Origin of the sequence: Staphylococcus ureilyticus, from assembly GCF_002902235.1 — a bacterium.
In the GTDB taxonomy this organism is placed as follows: Bacteria; Bacillota; Bacilli; order Staphylococcales; family Staphylococcaceae; genus Staphylococcus; species Staphylococcus ureilyticus.
Map to the genome: position 1 here is coordinate 15,396 of NZ_PPRL01000122.1, position 17,278 is coordinate 32,673.

General features: G+C 32.4%; 10 protein-coding genes. 4 read left to right on the top strand and 6 right to left on the bottom strand.

The window, feature by feature from the left end:
* Positions 1–103 precede the first annotated feature (103 nt).
* Complete coding sequence (locus CD150_RS11320; RefSeq protein ID WP_103161609.1) at positions 104–1,189, top strand: acyltransferase; 1,086 nt, start codon at positions 104–106, stop codon at positions 1,187–1,189.
* Between the two features lie 97 nt (positions 1,190–1,286).
* Here the strand turns inward: CD150_RS11320 and CD150_RS11325 are convergent, their stop codons facing one another.
* From CD150_RS11325 to CD150_RS11340, 4 genes are all read right to left on the bottom strand, one after another.
* Positions 1,287–3,161 (bottom strand): glycosyltransferase family 2 protein, encoded by a 1,875-nt coding sequence (locus CD150_RS11325; protein WP_103161610.1) that lies wholly within the window; start codon positions 3,159–3,161, stop codon positions 1,287–1,289.
* A 15-nt stretch (positions 3,162–3,176) separates the two neighbouring features.
* Complete coding sequence (locus tag CD150_RS11330) at positions 3,177–4,244, bottom strand: acyltransferase family protein (protein ID WP_103161611.1); 1,068 nt, start codon at positions 4,242–4,244, stop codon at positions 3,177–3,179.
* A gap of 348 nt (positions 4,245–4,592) precedes the next feature.
* A protein-coding gene (locus tag CD150_RS11335; protein ID WP_103161612.1) for an IS3 family transposase occupies positions 4,593–5,734 on the bottom strand; the annotation gives its coding sequence in 2 pieces (ribosomal slippage) (positions 4,593–5,464 and positions 5,464–5,734; 1,143 coding nt in all).
* Positions 5,735–5,917: 183 nt separating this feature from the next.
* Positions 5,918–7,333 carry a poly-gamma-glutamate hydrolase family protein gene (locus CD150_RS11340; protein ID WP_240621230.1) on the bottom strand — a complete coding sequence of 472 codons (1,416 nt, stop codon included), beginning with the start codon at positions 7,331–7,333 and terminating at the stop codon, positions 5,918–5,920.
* 293 nt (positions 7,334–7,626) lie between these two features.
* Here CD150_RS11340 and CD150_RS11345 point away from each other — a divergent pair, with 293 nt between their 5' ends.
* Both CD150_RS11345 and CD150_RS13920 read left to right on the top strand, forming a co-directional pair.
* Positions 7,627–8,703, top strand: coding sequence for a hypothetical protein (locus tag CD150_RS11345; protein WP_307724315.1), 1,077 nt, complete (start codon positions 7,627–7,629; stop codon positions 8,701–8,703).
* Between the two features lie 48 nt (positions 8,704–8,751).
* Complete coding sequence (locus tag CD150_RS13920) at positions 8,752–9,162, top strand: hypothetical protein (RefSeq protein ID WP_321188030.1); 411 nt, start codon at positions 8,752–8,754, stop codon at positions 9,160–9,162.
* Between the two features lie 490 nt (positions 9,163–9,652).
* Here the strand turns inward: CD150_RS13920 and CD150_RS11350 are convergent, their stop codons facing one another.
* A complete protein-coding gene (locus tag CD150_RS11350) occupies positions 9,653–12,502 on the bottom strand; it encodes a YhgE/Pip domain-containing protein (protein ID WP_103161614.1) in 2,850 nt (949 codons plus the stop codon).
* Positions 12,503–12,718: 216 nt separating this feature from the next.
* Here CD150_RS11350 and CD150_RS11355 point away from each other — a divergent pair, with 216 nt between their 5' ends.
* Positions 12,719–14,914: an amidase domain-containing protein gene (locus CD150_RS11355; protein WP_103161615.1), complete on the top strand. Its 2,196-nt coding sequence runs from the start codon at positions 12,719–12,721 to the stop codon at positions 14,912–14,914.
* Between the two features lie 162 nt (positions 14,915–15,076).
* Here the strand turns inward: CD150_RS11355 and CD150_RS11360 are convergent, their stop codons facing one another.
* The gene (locus CD150_RS11360) at positions 15,077–17,071 is read right to left on the bottom strand and encodes a hypothetical protein (protein ID WP_103161616.1); all 1,995 of its coding nucleotides are present in this window, start codon (positions 17,069–17,071) and stop codon (positions 15,077–15,079) included.
* Between the last annotated feature and the right edge of the window lie 207 nt (positions 17,072–17,278).

Below are 17,278 nucleotides of genomic sequence, written 5' to 3' on the forward strand. Positions count from 1 at the left end.
CTTATTAATATTAAATTTTCACTATTTTTACTTCTAGATTAAACAAACAGTATGCTATATAATAAATGGATGTGTGTAATTTCAATCTTTTGGGGGGAGTATTTTGAAGTATATTGAAGAAATACCTATTATTAGGTCTATTGCAACGCTATTTATTGTATGTGTTCATCTATCTGTTTCATACATAAATAACGAAAACAGTCTTAGTATGACAATTATTGCAGGGTATCTTAGCCAGATTGGTCGGCTCGGCACTCCTGTTTTTGCAGTTATTAGTGCCTTTTTATTAACACATTCTGTCTTGAAACGCGGTTTTGATTTAAACTATTTTGTAAAATCACGATTTACTAAAATATTTGTACCATATATAATTTGGACAACTGTCTATTTATACTACTTAGGCGTTGTTGAGGTAAACCTAGATAGTAATAAAAACTTTATAGGATATTATTTATTTGGAACTGGAAATTACCATTTATATTTTATATTAACCGTTCTTCAGTTTTATATTTTATTTCCAGTCTTACAAAAAATTAAAAAAGGCTTACCATTACTGCTAACATACGTTTTCTCTACAATACTCACTATATTCTGGCAATTGAACTACGAACAATTTTCAATTGACATACCGGTCATAGGTACTTTTGTTATGAGTAGAGCGTTTATTTTCAATTGGATTTCTTATTTTATTTTAGGGATTGTATTCGCAAGATATTACGAGGAGATAAACATGGGTATTAGAAAATATAAAACCTTATTATTACCTTCTATTGTAGTCGTTTTTATTTCATTTTTAATATTTATTGATTTAGATCATTTCGTAACATCATCCCATCCAATGTTTTTACTATATACACCGTTTTTCTTAGCATTTTTAATTTATTTTTACCTTCTTATCAGAAAAAGTAAATCAATCATGAAAATACTAACTTTAATCGGTAATTACTCTATGGGAATTTATTTAGTACATCCTTTAGTAAAATGGATTGTAATGAAAATACCAATTTTTGATAATAGGGATAGCTTTTTATTATACGGTATTTTATTTATTATTATAGTTACTATATCTGTAATAATCATTAATTTGCTTATTAAAATTCCGAATGGAAACTATATCGTTCCAGTGCCTAAAAAGTCCAAAATCGTAAGTAATCAAACTAAATATTTTATTCATGAGGCAACGCATTAACTTAACTAATTCCAATAAATTTTATAACAAAGAGGCTACTATAAACCAATACTTTCGGTTATTTAGTAGCCTCTTAAATATATTCATTACTTCAATATTACGATATTACTTCAATAAAATCTTTGTTTGCTGTTAAGTAATTTCCTTCTTGTGTGACTAATCGTGGTGTTGATTTATTAGTATAGGCAATATTAGCTATGTTAATCGTATCTCCAACTTTAAGTGTTTCTAGTGGTTCATTTTTAAATGTTCTAGAGTTATACAACTTACAAACTTTTTTAATTTTAACTTCACTAGGAACCTCTGTAATATATTTGTGATGGTCATCCATGTTAATCTGTGTTACAAAATCTTTATTAGCAGTCATCACACTACCGTCTTCAAGAATTAATCTAGGTGTACCATTCGATGTGAACTGAATGTCTGTCGGTACCACTTTTGTACCTGGATTTAAGCTCAAGAGCTGTTCTTTAAATTCAATGTCACGATATACATTTGTTTTTTTAAGCGTCATCAATGGTTCTGAAGCCGTTAAGAAATATTTCCCTTTGTATTTTTCCCTCAATTTATTGACGAACTCTAACTTAAAGCTTTGTCGTTTCATTTTATAAATTTCATTATTACTTGGGTAAGAAGCGTAAACCAAGGCGATATCATTCATTTCACCAAATTCGACACCGAGGTTAACATCTATCTCTTTCGCTTGCTTAAATTGTTGTTGATGAATATAAATGTTTTTATCTTTATACACATAATCAACATGATACGCGTTCGCTGAGTTATTAATTTCAACTAATTTCACACCATTGATTTGTATATTTTCCGGTTTCAATACTTTAATCACTTCATATAATTCACCATTTAGCATTTGCGTCCCTTCATACACTGGATAACAACGCACAGGTGTGGGTTCTAAAACATCATAATTACCATCAATTTCCATGTAAATCGCATCTTTATTTATATAATAATGCCAATAACCATAAACAAGTGCTTCTGTAAGGTTTAAAAAGGGTTCTTTATCTTCTTGATGGTATAAAGTATACATAGCTATGAATTTTTTATTGTTAATAAATTCCTTCATATGATAACCAGATTCATTTAGTATATGTTCTACTTCGTCAAAAATAGCATAGAACGTTTGCTTATCATCAGATTTTAAAAACGTTTTTGTATGCAATAACCTTCTAAAAAAGTCTACTTCCACCATTCTAGATAACATCATCTTTTTCAGAGATTCAGATATATCCATATTACAAATGCGCTTGGTTATATTCACATTCAAATAAGCTTTATCTACCACTGAAGTCTCTTTCACAAGTGATTGATTCTCATCGTATCTATTCACATGATAAGCAGGTATCGTAGACATTGTAATATTTTGAATCTTAGAAATAAGATCAATGAAAAATAATTTGTCCTCACCAAATTTCATATGTTCAAATTGAATCTGATTATTAATTACAATATCGCGTTTGAATACTTTGCCCGGTGGCCCTACCGCTCGAAAAATTTTTTCAATATCTTGTGGCATCAGATTTGATGCATCTTTATATGCTGTGAATCTAGCATGATACGTAATGCTTTTATTTGTATGTTTGAAAGTTTGTCCTAAGCCTAACTCTGCATCATCTGCATTTACTTTCTCCATAAACCTAGGAAATCCTTCTGTATCTAACCAGTCATCTGCATCCAATAAGGCGATATATTTACCCTTCGCCTCTTTAATACCTATATTTCTTGGTTCTGAAGGACTACCTGTATTCGTTGGTAGCTGAATTAATTTTATAAAATCATACTGACTAGCATAACTATCAATCATTGCTACTGAGTTATCTGTAGAACAATCATCAACAAAGATTGCCTCTAATTTTGATTGTTCCATATTTAAATTGATTAAAGATTCAATACATTTTTTTAAGAATGGTTCTTTATTATAGACAGATATAATAACCGAGACTAATTTATCCATTCAATTCTCCCCTTTTTAATCTACTAGGTTATTTTTATAACTTTGATAAAACGTATCATACTTAACGTTCCCAATGCCTCCTACTATATATTTGCCTAGTTTAAACTGGTTAAACACATAAGCAATGCATATTGAGAACGTAATCGTTAATGTAAATGTAAATACGATATTGAATATAGGATGCTCATGTAATGTCCCTAACCTATGTACAATAAAGTAATGAATTAAGTATATTGAAAAAGAATAATTACTGATTAAGATGAAAAATTTTGGTACATATTTAACATAAGACGATATTAGAAAGAATATTAAGATTATCATAGTAACATAGATTGGTGTATCAATACGCTTAGAGTCCACTAGCGTTAACCAGCCCGACAAGTAATTGATCAGCGTTATGGCCGTCACTATAACAGTTCCTAACACAATGTATTTCGTATACTTTTGTATGTTGACCATCAACGTTTCATAATAATAACCCATATAAAAACCTAGTAAGAAATAACTAAGCCAACCTATGAATATCATCCAGCCCTCTCGTTGCCATAACCAATTTAAATACCAAGCCTCTGGTGCATCAACAAAAGTTCTGATAGCCCAAAATAGCATCGTGATAACTAATGAATATACGATTAATTTTAATGGATTAAGTTTTACTAAGTGCTTCGCAAATAATATATGTAAAGCATAAAATTGAAAAATAATAACAATAAAATATGTCAGCGTGCCTCCATGAAACATCATAAATTGTACAGAATCTAAATATTCCATTAAATTATTAGGCTGCCCGTAGACATACGCTAAACCTAAGTTAATGATGATATATGGAATTCCTAATGTCAGCAACTTCTGTTTTACAAATCCTTCTTTAACCTGTGTCTTATACTGTTTCGCTAATAAAAACTCAGAAATAAAAACAAACATTGGTGTCGCGTATAATAATAGTAATTGAAAACCTCTTAATAAATAGCCATCATTGGGCATTTCAAATTTATAAAATGTTGTAGTAATTGTATGAATCATCACAATGCTTAAACAAGCAATTGCTCTCATCCAAAAAATAATAGATGTATATACCTTCATCATTGTGCTCCTCTTTAGATTAATCTATGTATGTTCAAATTTTCGCAAATGTGAATTTATCATTTTGCATGAAATAACGTGAATTATATTACAATGTTTTTTTGAATTCAAACATTTCTTTGTTTATGAAATCTATACTTAGAGATTTATTTATTAACGCTACATGCTATGTCCTTATACAACTTTATAAATATATGCGCAATTACAATTTTTGTTTTTCTACAGAAAATCGGAAGATTTAGACTTCCCTTAGACTACCCGAATATGAATCTCACTAAAATATATAAAAAACCCCAACACGTATGGCACTGAACCCATAAGGTGGGAATTTAATAAAAACACTATGTTCTAGGCTGCTAATTCTCTGAATTTTATAGGGGATAAGTAGCCTAGTTTTTGTTGAATTCGATTATTATTATAGTTTTTAATGTAATTTTCGACAATATCTATTACAATTTGATTAGAGCTATTGAGCTCATTGTTGATGTAGAAAGTTTCACACTTTAGCGAGGAATGGAAACTTTCTATCGGGGCGTTATCAGCTGGTGTTCCCTTTCGGGACATACTTCTGATAATGCCTTTTTCTTCGCATAATTGATAGTAAGCATAGGATGTATAAACACTTCCTTGATCACTATGTAGTATGCAATTCTCAGGTATATCAATTTGATTCAATGTATCATTTACTAAGCTTTGATCCTGTTTGTTATCTATTTTATACGCAACAATTTCTCCGTTATAAACATCCATAATTGAAGATAAATACAACATAGAGTTACCGAAAGGTAAATAAGTAATATCTGTTGTTAATACTTCCATTGGTTGACTTGCTTTAAATTGTCTTTGTAATAAATTATCTGTTTTATAATAAGGTTTACCAATCCTTTTTGACTTTTTAGGTCTAACTCGACAGTTTAGATTATTCTCCTGCATGATTCTCTGAATTCTTTTATGATTAACTGGTACTGAAGACAATTGATTAATCAAGGCAGTAATTTTTCGGTAACCGTAGGTATATTGATTGTCTTTACACAATTGAATGACTTTTTGCGTTAAGTTATCATTTTTATCATTTTTGTGTTTCCATCTATAGTATGTTGATTTGGGTATTTCTAATACATCAAGTATCATTTTGACTGAATACCTATGCTTTAGTTGATTAACTAATTCTACAATTACTGTTGGTACCACTTCCTTTCCAATTCTTTGTACTTTTTTAAAATATCTAATTCAATATCTTTTCTTTTATTCTCTAATTTTAATTGTTCTACTTCTGAGAGCTCTTCCAGTCCTTTACCATAAGTATACTGCTTACCGACTTGTTGAGAAAATCTGTAAGTTTCCCCATTTCGATACCATCTCCACCATGTTTTCACTTGTGTTCTTTTTCTAATATTTAACGCTTCCATAATTTCCTTAATAGTATAACCAGCTTTTTTCATTTCAATAGTTTTATACTTTGTTTCTAATGAATACGACACTCTTTTCATAGAAAAAACACCTCCGTAGGATTCATTTTAATTGAATTCAACGAAAGTGTTTTTATTTTATTCCCATTATTTGGGGTCAGTTTAGTATATACATACGCATTGAGGTCATTAGCTTATTAAAAGAAATCTACTTATTAAAATTAAAAACTTGAAACGTGCTACTTTAGCAATAAATTCAATATATTATCCTTGATTTTCTGGATAGACTTGCTTGATTGCACCATTAAGTGCTTCAGCAAAATCATACATCGTGGTAGTCCAATTTTCTATTTTTTTACATGATGCTGTGCTAGTGTCTGCATCTTTGAAAAACGCTTTTCTTAAAGCGGTCGTTAGTTCTAATTGAACACCTGTGCTTTCCTCTACTTTATTAATAAAATTAGCATTACTCAGCCCACCAAGGTATTCTGGCGGTATCTTCACTACAAATCCTTTAAGTTCAAGTTGACTTTGAATGGCGTCTCTAAGCGGTGATTGATAACCACCTAAGTATACGAGTTGTTCTTCACCTTGAGCACCATGTATTGAAATGGTAGCTGTTCGATCTTGAATCATCTCATGCAAAGTTGCATCATCATAATTTGTAGATGTTACATGTAATTGGGTGTTGTTGGATGGACGTATCGCTTCAAATGAAAAATAATCAAAATCACCATTATTCGCCACTAGTTTTGTTAATTCTGAAGTCCCTTGTTCAATGTTCCCACCATGTGGTGCCGCTATCAACACTGATTTCCCGACATTTCGTGTATCTTTCTTCCAGTCGATACCTTCTGTCGTATCTTTGTATAATTCTGTCATAGACTTATAATAATCTTGTTTACGCGTTGCACTAGCTGTCTTTGTTTCCGTTTCTGGAGTTGCTTTTATTGTTTCTTGTGACTGTAATGTCTTATCTTGAATGTTCGTATTTTCGAGTTTAGGAGATACTGTGTTTTGGGATGCTTCATTTGTCTTGACTGGTGCGTTTGCTATTGTACTGGGTTGTACTGGTACAGATGGTGTAGGTACTGTCGATGGTGTGTTTGATTTTGTAGTCTGCGGCGTTGTTGTACTTGAAGCCTGAGTCTTTGTCGGTGTGCTCTGTGTCTTTACTGGAGTTGTTTGCGTTTTTGTCGATGATATTGTCGTGCTTTTTATCGGTGTACTCGGTTTCTTCGCTGTTGTCGTCGGTACTTTTGTTGTTGTACTTGGTTTCTTCGCTGTTGTCGTCGGTACTTTGGACGTAACAGGTGCTTTAATCGTCGTTGTTGAAATAGCTTTACTAACAGGTTTTTTTACAGGTACTGACTGCTTCGTCACTGGTGCTTTTTGCGCTATAGGTTTTACTGTTGCTTGTGTTTTTTTAGTCGTTACATTTGTAGCAACTTTTGTTGTCGTTGCTTTTACCACTGCAGGCTTTACTGTTTTCACCGTTGTAGTTGATTTAGTTGTCAAAGTCGTAGTTTTAGTTTTTTTTGTTACTGTTTGTGATTTTACTGTTGAAGTAATCGCATGTGCATTTTCACTTACTAAAGCAATCGTGCTAATCCCAATAGCAGTCGTTACAAGCCCTAGCACTAACTTCTTGCTAGAAAAAGTACGTATATTCGTATTCATTTTCATTCTTTTCCCCTTAATGTTTTCTATAATTTTAATAATACACAATGTTTTTTAAAATGCAATAATTAAATTATTGGTTAACTTAAGATTAATAGCTTATGACATTAGTAAAAAAATACTGCAATAAAGAAAAAAGTTAGTTATCACAAGTATATTTTGCCAAACAAATGTCTATTTCATTATATTATTCCTATTCTCAAAAATATATTGCCATACATAAAAAAAGTATATAATATTAAATAAATAATCTTATTTATTTTTTACACAAAAAAACAGAGGGGACAGATTAAGTGAATAAACCGTCATGGGCAATAAAATATATTTCTGCAATCATCGCCATATCTATGATAATTTGTTTGGTGATAATATTTCATGTTGATACAATGGAGGCTGCTGAAAACACTACTGATATCAACTATCCAACTAACCATAAAGTAACTAAAAAATATCCGATAACAACAAAAGAAACAAAAAAGATCAATACTACAAATGAAGTAAAAAATACTAAAATAGTTAGTAATAGCAATTTAAAATCACAACAAAATGAAGTTCAATTTCCCAAGCAAAACACTAAATTGAAATACAATAATAAAGACATAGAATTTAAAAATCCAGTTATAAAAGGGGATCCAAAAGATACTCCGAAAGTAATTTTGGGTAAAAATGTGCAACCACCATCAAAAACTATAAAAGTACAATCGCACTCACCAATAACTCCAAAGAAAAAACTATCAAAACAACCAATAATTCAAAATAAAAATAAAGCTATTATGCCCACTAACAAAAATCAAAAAACAAATGCATCTATTAAACAAAACCAAAGTGGGTCATCAAAAATCAAAGTTCGAGTAGCTCAACATACTTCTTCTAAGCGTACATCAAAATCTATAAAACCACAGTTACTATCAAGTTCAACTAAAACAACAAAAAAACAACAAACAAAACCATTAGCTAAGCAAGCAAAAGCATCTAAAAGTGTAAAGGTTATTCCAAAAACAAGTAAGCAAACTTCAAAAAACAGCAACTACTATAATCAAGCACCTAAAACTTGGTCATCAAAGATACCAGGCAGCGATAATGTGCGGGATTTTGGTCAAACGACTGAAGCATCCGGCATCAATGATGCATTAAAAATCATGAAAAAATCCGGCAATAAAGGAGTTACTTTAGAACATACGACTGCAAAATCAGCCAATATTGCAACCGTATTTAATTGGAATCCTATTAAAAAAGCTCTGACATATGGCACTGGAACTGCAATTGGTAAACATACAATATTAACAGCTAATCACGTCGTCAATAATCCAGAAGCACATAAACCAATGTCACCATCTTCATTACAAAATCTTAGAGTGAACCTGCTATAAGAAGGTTCAACCTACACACGTTCTCTCAATGTGATTGGTGTAAAAATGATGCAATTTGGTGATGTCGCATTATTATATACAAAAGAAGATATTTCAAAGTATATGAAAATACGTAAAATTGCTCCAGAAAAATCGATTACTAATATCAAGGCTAATACGCCTATTCATATGTACCATTATGGATTACCAACTGGCAAATTCAAGAATGATCCTATGGGTACGATGTATCATTCTAAGGGGAAATATTCCCTTATGGCTCGCAACATCAATCCAATGGGCTATTATCAAATAATGGCTGAACCTGGTTCTTCAGGAGGTGCCATTTTAAATAGTAAAAATGAAGTTTTAGGTATACACGCTTTTAGAATTGATTCAGGTGATTATAAAAAATATCACTTAAATACGATGGCAGAATTAAGAAGTAAATTACGCAAAGAAGTTATTCAAAATATTATCTAAGCTATTTAATAAGCATCTTCGATTGTTATCGTGGATGTTTTTTTATTGTTGCAATAATTCGAAACCCTTAAAGTGTCTTTTTTATATTAAAATGCATACCTTCAATCATTTTTAACAGCTCACAACAGGATTATATTATAGAAAAGCATCTACGAATTATATCCATTTTCTAAACAAGTATGCATACACATTCAAAATCTAAACTGATTCAAAAAATAAAAGTCCCACTTCTCAATTGATTGAGTTAGTGGGACTTATGCATGAATTACAGTTCTAGGTAATGATTTTATACTTTTTTCAATTCTAATTACCCAAGCAAGAGGAGATAACAAAATCTTTTATATAAAATTAGATTTCTGTCCTACTCCCTTATTTGAAGTGAAATCATCGCTCATTATATTTTTAAGTTTCTGTTTTAGACCGAAACTGTTTTTCACTATCATCATTCAAACTGATAAACATCATTTTGACGTTTAACTTGTTAGCAACTTTACTCCATTACATCGCTTTCTTCAGCTTTTTCAGTTACTTTTCTCATCAGTGGATCTGTAATTGGTTTGAATATTACACCAATTAATAAGAATCCTATACCAAATAATGAAAGTACTACTAATTTTTGAGTTAGAATTTCAGGAACAGGTCCGCCAACCGCTTCTCTTAATGCATCGATTGCATAAGAGAATGGTAAGTAAGGGTGAATCGTTTGGAAAAACTCTGGTGTAACTTGGATAGGAAATGTTCCCCCACCACCTGCAATTTGTAGCACAAGAAAGATGATGGCAATGGCTTTCCCTGGATTTCCTAACAGTGATACCAAAGTATAAACAATGGTAACAAATACGATTGATGCGAATACTGCGATACCAATAAACCAACCAATTGATTCTACTTGTGCTTTCAGTATTACGATATCACCAATAGATACAATAAGCGCTTGAACGATACCTAATAAGTAGAATAATCCACTTTTACCTAAATATATTTCTCTTGTTGATAGGTATGGTGCTAATGATTTGTGTTTATTATCTGTCGTTAATAAGCTCACCATCAATAACGCACCTACCCAAATGGCTAAGGCTGTATAGAATGGCGTGCTTGCTGAACCATAGTCTTTCACAGGAAATACATCCTTTTGATCAATATCTATTGGGTTCGCAATCACATTCGCTTGTTTTTTCAAATCATTCTTCAATAAATCTACCATTTTGTCTACCGCATCATCTTTTTCAATCTCATCAAATAGTTTGTTCGCTTTAGCAAGATCTTTTTCAACATTTGGTAATTGGTTACGTGCGAAATTCGCTAAATTATGCAATCCTTCTTTGGCACGTGGTTGATTGGTATCCAAAATATCAACTAAACGATCGTAACGATTGAATAAGGTCGGTATCGTGCTATTTACTGTTGCTGTCGTATCAGACAATTGTTGCTCTAACCCTGGTAAATCATTTTCAATAAAGGATGCTGCGTTCGCAACGCCTTGTTTAAATTGTGGATAGTAATTTTGTGCAGTAGCCATTGCATCCATATATCTTTGCTCAATGGTTGGCAATGCACTTTGAATCGTTTCGATTCTATCTTTGCCTGTTGTCAAAATACTTTGTCCAGAGTTTATAACCTGTTCTATCGTATTTAATTTCGATTGAAGCGTTGAAAGTCTAGCATCACCTTCATTTAATACAGACATTACTTCGTTTGATATGTCGAACAAATTCTGATTTAGTTCTGTTTTAATATAATTTCTTAAATCATCCAAGCTACGATTTACGCGAGGTAGGTCTTTAAGTAATGCTACTGCTTCTGCCTTACCAGAACTTCCGTTTGACAGTGCATCACTAAGTTGATTCTGCTGCTTAATTAAGTCATTTATTTTATTATTTGTCGATTCTAATTCTTTGATTTCATTCGATAAATCGACATTTTCTCTCTCTTCTAGTTCTGTTAATATATCGATAAATTGCTGATTAAATTTACTAGTCATTTCCAGTCTGGATTTAATATGATCCAGTGTTTTTTGAAAATCTTTAGGTTTGTCTGTAGATAAAATACCATATGTGACATTTTCCAACGCTTTGATATCTTCCTGACTACTTTCGGCTTGTTTGTCAGCATAATTAGAAAGTGATAACAATGACTCTGATAATGAAGATTGCATAGCATTAACATCTTTACTACTTACTGTAGAATCATGTTGTTCATTGTCATCATCATCGCTTTGATTATTACTTATTTGCGATGTTTGAATATTTGAATATCGACCTGAACGCTTAGCACTTTGCTGCTCAGTTTGTATATTATCTTCTAGGCGTTGATTAACATTTTGATTTGCATCTTGTGCGCGATCAACGACTTCTTGGTAACTTTCTACGCGTTGTTGAATCGCAGGCAAGTAACCTTGCGCATCGTTCAATCCTTGTAAGCCAGCGTCTACCCCAGTGCTTGCAATATCAACACCGCGATTGATTTTAGGAAAGGCTTCTGGCACATCGTTAGAAGCAACATTAAGTGCATTTTCAATATTTGGCATGTAGTCATTTAATGCCAGTATTAGTTTAGCACGCTCGTTCAATGCAGGTATTGCAGCATTAACTTGATTTAACTTATCTGCTGCATCGATAACTTCACCTTTATAGTCACCTAATCCTCTAAATCGATCCGCATAATTGTCAATTTGATCTTGGTTTTCATCTAAATAAATAAGTGTATCTGCAAAATCGTTAATTTTTGGCATAGCTTTATTCGCTTCGGATACAGCATCTTCAATTTTATTGATGGTTGGAATCTCTTCTTCAAGTTTTACACCTAGACGATTCGCTTCATCTAAAAGTGCTTGTGTCACTGTTTCATTAAACTGTTCATTCGCTTTTTGAACGATAGCACTTGTACCAGCATCAGTCATTTTAGGCGCAATTGCATTAAGTTTTTGGTTCACTTTATATTCAACGTTTGCTTGTTGTGGGTCTTTTCGCAACGTACCAGTAATTTGGTGTGTAAATTTATCTGGTATATAAATGGCTGCATAATATTCTCCCATTTTCAAATCATGATCTGCTTTTTTTCTACTTACAAACTGCCAATCAAAGTTATCATCTTTTTTAAGATTATCGGTAATTTGATCACCAACATTAATTTTTTTACCTTTGACTTTATCCCCATTATCTTCATTCACAACTGCGATTTTAATATTTTTAGTATTACCATATGGATCCCATGTCGCATCCAAGTTAAACCAAGCATAAAACGAAGGAAGCAAGGCTAAACCACCTAAAATCACTAATACACTAGGCGCTTTAGCAATCTTTTTTAAATCCATAAAAAATAATTTTATTACGTTTTTCATTTATACACCTCAAAAACTAGATCTGTGATTTCTTCTTATATAAAATTCAAATTACTATTTGTTTATTGCATATAAATTGATATACTGAATTCATTAATAACGTTTAACCTTTCATAGTTGATAGACATCAACTAAAAGCAAGACTATTAACAGTTTACCAAGATAAACAATACTTTGTATATAGTAAATAATATATTTTAGGAAAGAGGTATTTTCATGAGGCAACAAAAATTATTAGTTTGCTTACTTTCAACTTCTTTACTTATGCCATCATTTCCTATCAATGATGCCAAAGCAGAAACCTCAAAAGAAGATACAATGACTACTAAGTCAACTGAGACACAGAAAGACAAAGACAAAGAAAAATCTGATTCATCGCTATCATCCTCCCAAAATCATAAAACTAATAACGAGAAATCTGATGATGTAAAAGAGAAATCTAGCGATAATAAGCATAGTAGTGAACGGGAAGATCAACAAAATCGTAAAAATGATGGCCCCACTAAAACAAGTGAGCAGAACAACAGCCAAGAAAACGATAATTCTAAGACTCCTGACAAAACGTCGACAAATGTAACTAAAAATACATGGGATACATCAACAGACGATGATCGTTCAAACATATTTGATATGTTTAAACCAACACCTTTGAAACAAAACCAAGACAATAACAGTTTATCTAAATTACTAGATCAATTACTTTCTAATAATGAAGCAACCCAAACCCCTTCCACATTAAAACAAAACGATGATTCAAACGAAGACAATAACAAACAAAATAATTCATTAACAGACCACACTGATTCAGAAGATTCAAATGCGACAGCTTTCATTGATGATAATGAGATAAATGATGATTCAAATGAAGATAGCGAAGAATCTATACAAGAACAAAGTCGTACAGATTATGACAACGATGCTAATGACACAGCGCGTGAATCAGAAAACAGTCAATATGAGTCAAATCAGTATACAGATGAGCATGATGCGCAACAAGATGATACCGAACCCAATTCAGATTCACACCAAAATCAATCTCGTGAAAACACAACGCAGGATGGGCATAGTCAGAATAAACAAGATGATGAAACAACGACAAGTAATAATGATACAGGTGAGCAGGATGATGACGCAGACACTCGTGACAATGACAGCACAACAGACAATCAATCCGGTTCATCGTCAGAAGATAGAGTATTAGAATCAATTTTAGACGAGTATAGTGAAGACGCTAAAAATAACCAAAAACAATATGAATCTCAAAAAGCACATTCATCAAATAAGGATTCTGAAAATAAGAAAAGTGACTCAGATGAACAACCATCAAGTAACCATGCTAATCCGCAGTTACCTTCTCAATCACAATTAGCCAAAAAAGAAAAACCAGCCCAATCCTTTGAAAATGATACCAAGCAGTCTAACATACGCACTACTGCTATTTTTCAACAATTACCAAACTTGTCGGACGATAATAACACTACAAATCAACTGACAATAACTGAAAATAAAAATACACGTGACTTCATTAAAACAATCGCACAAGATGCACATGACATAGGCCAAGATGAAGACATTTACGCATCCGTGATGATTGCACAAGCCATATTAGAATCAGATTCTGGCATGAGTGCACTTGCCCAAGCACCTCATTATAACTTATTCGGTATCAAGGGAACTTACCAAGGAAAATCCACTACTTTCAATACTCTTGAAGACAATGGAAACAACATGTTCCAAATCTCAGCCGATTTCCGTAGTTATCCGAGTGAAAAAGAATCATTAGAGGATTATGCTAAATTAATCAAACAAGGTATTGATGGCAATCCAAATATTTATAAACCAACGTGGAAGCGCGAAGCACATAACTATCGGTCAGCAACTGCACATCTGGCTACCACATATGCAACTGATTCTCAATACGCTGACAAACTTAACAGCATTATTGAGCACTACGACTTAACACAATTTGACCGTAAACAAATGCCAGATTTAGACGATTATAAATTGAAGAACGATGACGATAATAGCGATTTCAAGCCATTTTCAGAAACCACAAATCACTCGCCTTACCCACATGGCCAGTGTACGTGGTATGTCTATCACCGTATGTCGCAATTCGATCAATATGTTGGTGGAGATCTAGGTGATGCCAGAAATTGGAACAATCGCGCAGAAAGAAAAGGTTATACGGTTTCTTCAACACCTAAGACACATACTGCCGTTGTATTTGAGGCAGGTCAGCATGGTGCAGATTCAATATACGGTCATGTAGCTTTTGTAGAAAAAGTGAACGATGACGGTTCTATCGTTATTTCAGAATCAAATGTTAAGGGACTTGGCATCGTTTCTCACAGAACCATTGATGCAGATGTCGCTACTGATTTAAGTTATATTACAGGTAAACAAAACTAACTTTATATAGACACATGATAGAATTCAATCAATATTTTAAAATTCTCATTTTCTGCAAAATAAAAGTGCACCATTTCAAAAGTCTCACTTATGTGACTAACTTTGAATGGTGCATTTTTTATATGATAACAAGTAGCTTTAGCACCTGTTTAAATTGATAAACTATAATTTTTTCGACTGTTTACGTTTAGCAAACCATATCAGTCCGCCACCAACGATTAACAACACGATACCTACTGGAATCGTTGATTTTTTCATTACTGTACCAGCATCAGGTAACGAGAAATTACCTTCATCATCGAACAAACCACTCAAGAAGCCGTCTGATTCACCTATAGATAAAGCACGTCCAGGTGATGGGTTCGGTATATCTCGCACACCATCTAATAAACCATCACCACTGAATAAGCCACTCAACAGACTTGGTTTTTGAAGTCGTTGTGTCTCTGCATCCAATAATGTCGATATTTTGTCACCTTTATTTAATGATCTTTTATCCAATGTATCAGCAATGCTTGGTGTATTTTTCAAAGGTTCAAAGATACCATGGATATCATCTCTAAAGTTACTTATATCTTTATCAACTTTTAATAAGTCATTCAACTGTTGATCAAGACCTGATTTCATTAAATCAACAATATTATGCTTAGCATCTTCTTTTTTAGCAATAACATCAGCAAGTGCTTGTGCTTTCGCATCATTTAATTTGCTAGCCAACATCGTTTCCAAGGCTTGGCGTTTATCTTCAGATTGATCCAATAGCGTTTCTAAAATATCATCACTTGTTACATTGTCCCCAAAATTTTGTTTTAGTAACGCTACAATTTGTTCGTTATCAGGATTGTCTCGCATAATTTTTTCAGCAATACGAGATGCATCCACATCGTTCAAATGCGTTGACAATATCGTTTTAACCAACGCTTGCTTATCGCCTGTCTTATCAAACATCGCTTGTAAAATATCGTCACTTGAAGTTGTAGAGAAACCGTCTAATTGACTGATTACCTGATTGGCAATTTGTTGATCTGTTTTACCATCTGTGTCTATACGTTCTAAGATAGATTGAGCATGTCTGTCATCAAAAGTACGATTAATGATATCTTTAACTGCTCGGTCTTTATTGTCTACAGATTTCAATTGATCCAGCACAATTTCATGTTGTTCATTTAAATTTTGTTCAACTTGCTTAATTTCTTTTGCCATTTTACTTTTATTTTCTCTAGATATTGAATCACGCTCTGAAAGCATTGATGTTAATGTTTGTAACTTTGCTTCTTTAGTTGCTACATAGTCATCTAAGTTGTCATTGTTTTTAGCTTGTTTTGTCGTTACTTTATCAATATCTTTTTCAAATTTTTCTAATGGTTGGGGAACATCATGATCTGAACGAGACGTTTTTTCAGGTGTGTTTTTTTCTGCCTGATTTTTTTCACCTGTACTGTTAGTGCTTTTCGCAACCTCATTTTGTTGTTCTTGATTGTCTCCAGTATCTCTTAACGCTTCATTATCGTTTTTTAGTTTACCCCCATCAACTTCATTTGATAATGCATCAATTTTATCAAGCAATTGATCTAAGTTCTGTTGTGAATTTTCACTAGTTATGCGATCATGAGCGTTTTGCGTTTGATTATTTTCTTGCTCAGGTAAGTTACTTGAGTCTGTTTTCTCACTAGGAACAGTTTTTTCTTGATGATCAGTTATATGTTTTTGATTATCTGAAATATCTTTTTTGTCATCGTCCGATTCATGATTATCTTCAGTAATATTGCTATCTTCTATTTGGGTGTTAGCAGATACGCTTTGTTGTTCACTGAGGCGATTGTCATCATTCTCAGCTTTTTCCAACATTACTTTGGCCTCTTCAATGCTTTTAGCCTTCTCCATTTTTTGAATCGCATCACGCTTTTCACTACGCTTTATATTTTTCAATTTCTTTATTTTTTCTTTAGCTTGTTGAATTTGCTTTTCTAACGCTTGTTCGCTAGTCAAATGTGTATCAGCTTTCACATCAGCACTTTCTTTCGCCATTACAGATGATGTTGGATTTATACCATATCCTATTAAAGTCGTAGTCATAATCAGTGCGATACCAGACAATTTAAATTGATGATTCAAACTTTTTTTATGATTTAAATGATGAGTTTTTATCTGTTTCATTAAATTCACCTTTTCCTAGTTATTCACACCCATTATATCGGTTATATCACTTTATTCAAAGAACAATTTCAAATAACTACAAGTTTATTAATTCAATATCAAACGGAACGGTTCTGTTGCAAAGTTGAATTTATAGTATAATTTTAACAAAAAGGAGTCTTCTGTATGAACTATTTCAGATATAAACAATTTAACAAGGATGTTATC

What these genes read in the sequence shown, in the direction of transcription:
- CD150_RS11355 (WP_103161615.1), top strand. Translation starts at nt 12,719, where the DNA reads ATGAGGCAACAAAAATTATTAGTTTGCTTACTTTCAACTTCTTTACTT.
- CD150_RS13920 (WP_321188030.1), top strand. Translation starts at nt 8,752, where the DNA reads ATGCAATTTGGTGATGTCGCATTATTATATACAAAAGAAGATATTTCA.
- CD150_RS11350 (WP_103161614.1), bottom strand. Translation starts at nt 12,502, where the DNA reads ATGAAAAACGTAATAAAATTATTTTTTATGGATTTAAAAAAGATTGCT.
- CD150_RS11340 (WP_240621230.1), bottom strand. Translation starts at nt 7,333, where the DNA reads ATGAATACGAATATACGTACTTTTTCTAGCAAGAAGTTAGTGCTAGGG.
- CD150_RS11360 (WP_103161616.1), bottom strand. Translation starts at nt 17,071, where the DNA reads ATGAAACAGATAAAAACTCATCATTTAAATCATAAAAAAAGTTTGAAT.
- CD150_RS11325 (WP_103161610.1), bottom strand. Translation starts at nt 3,161, where the DNA reads ATGGATAAATTAGTCTCGGTTATTATATCTGTCTATAATAAAGAACCA.
- CD150_RS11330 (WP_103161611.1), bottom strand. Translation starts at nt 4,244, where the DNA reads ATGAAGGTATATACATCTATTATTTTTTGGATGAGAGCAATTGCTTGT.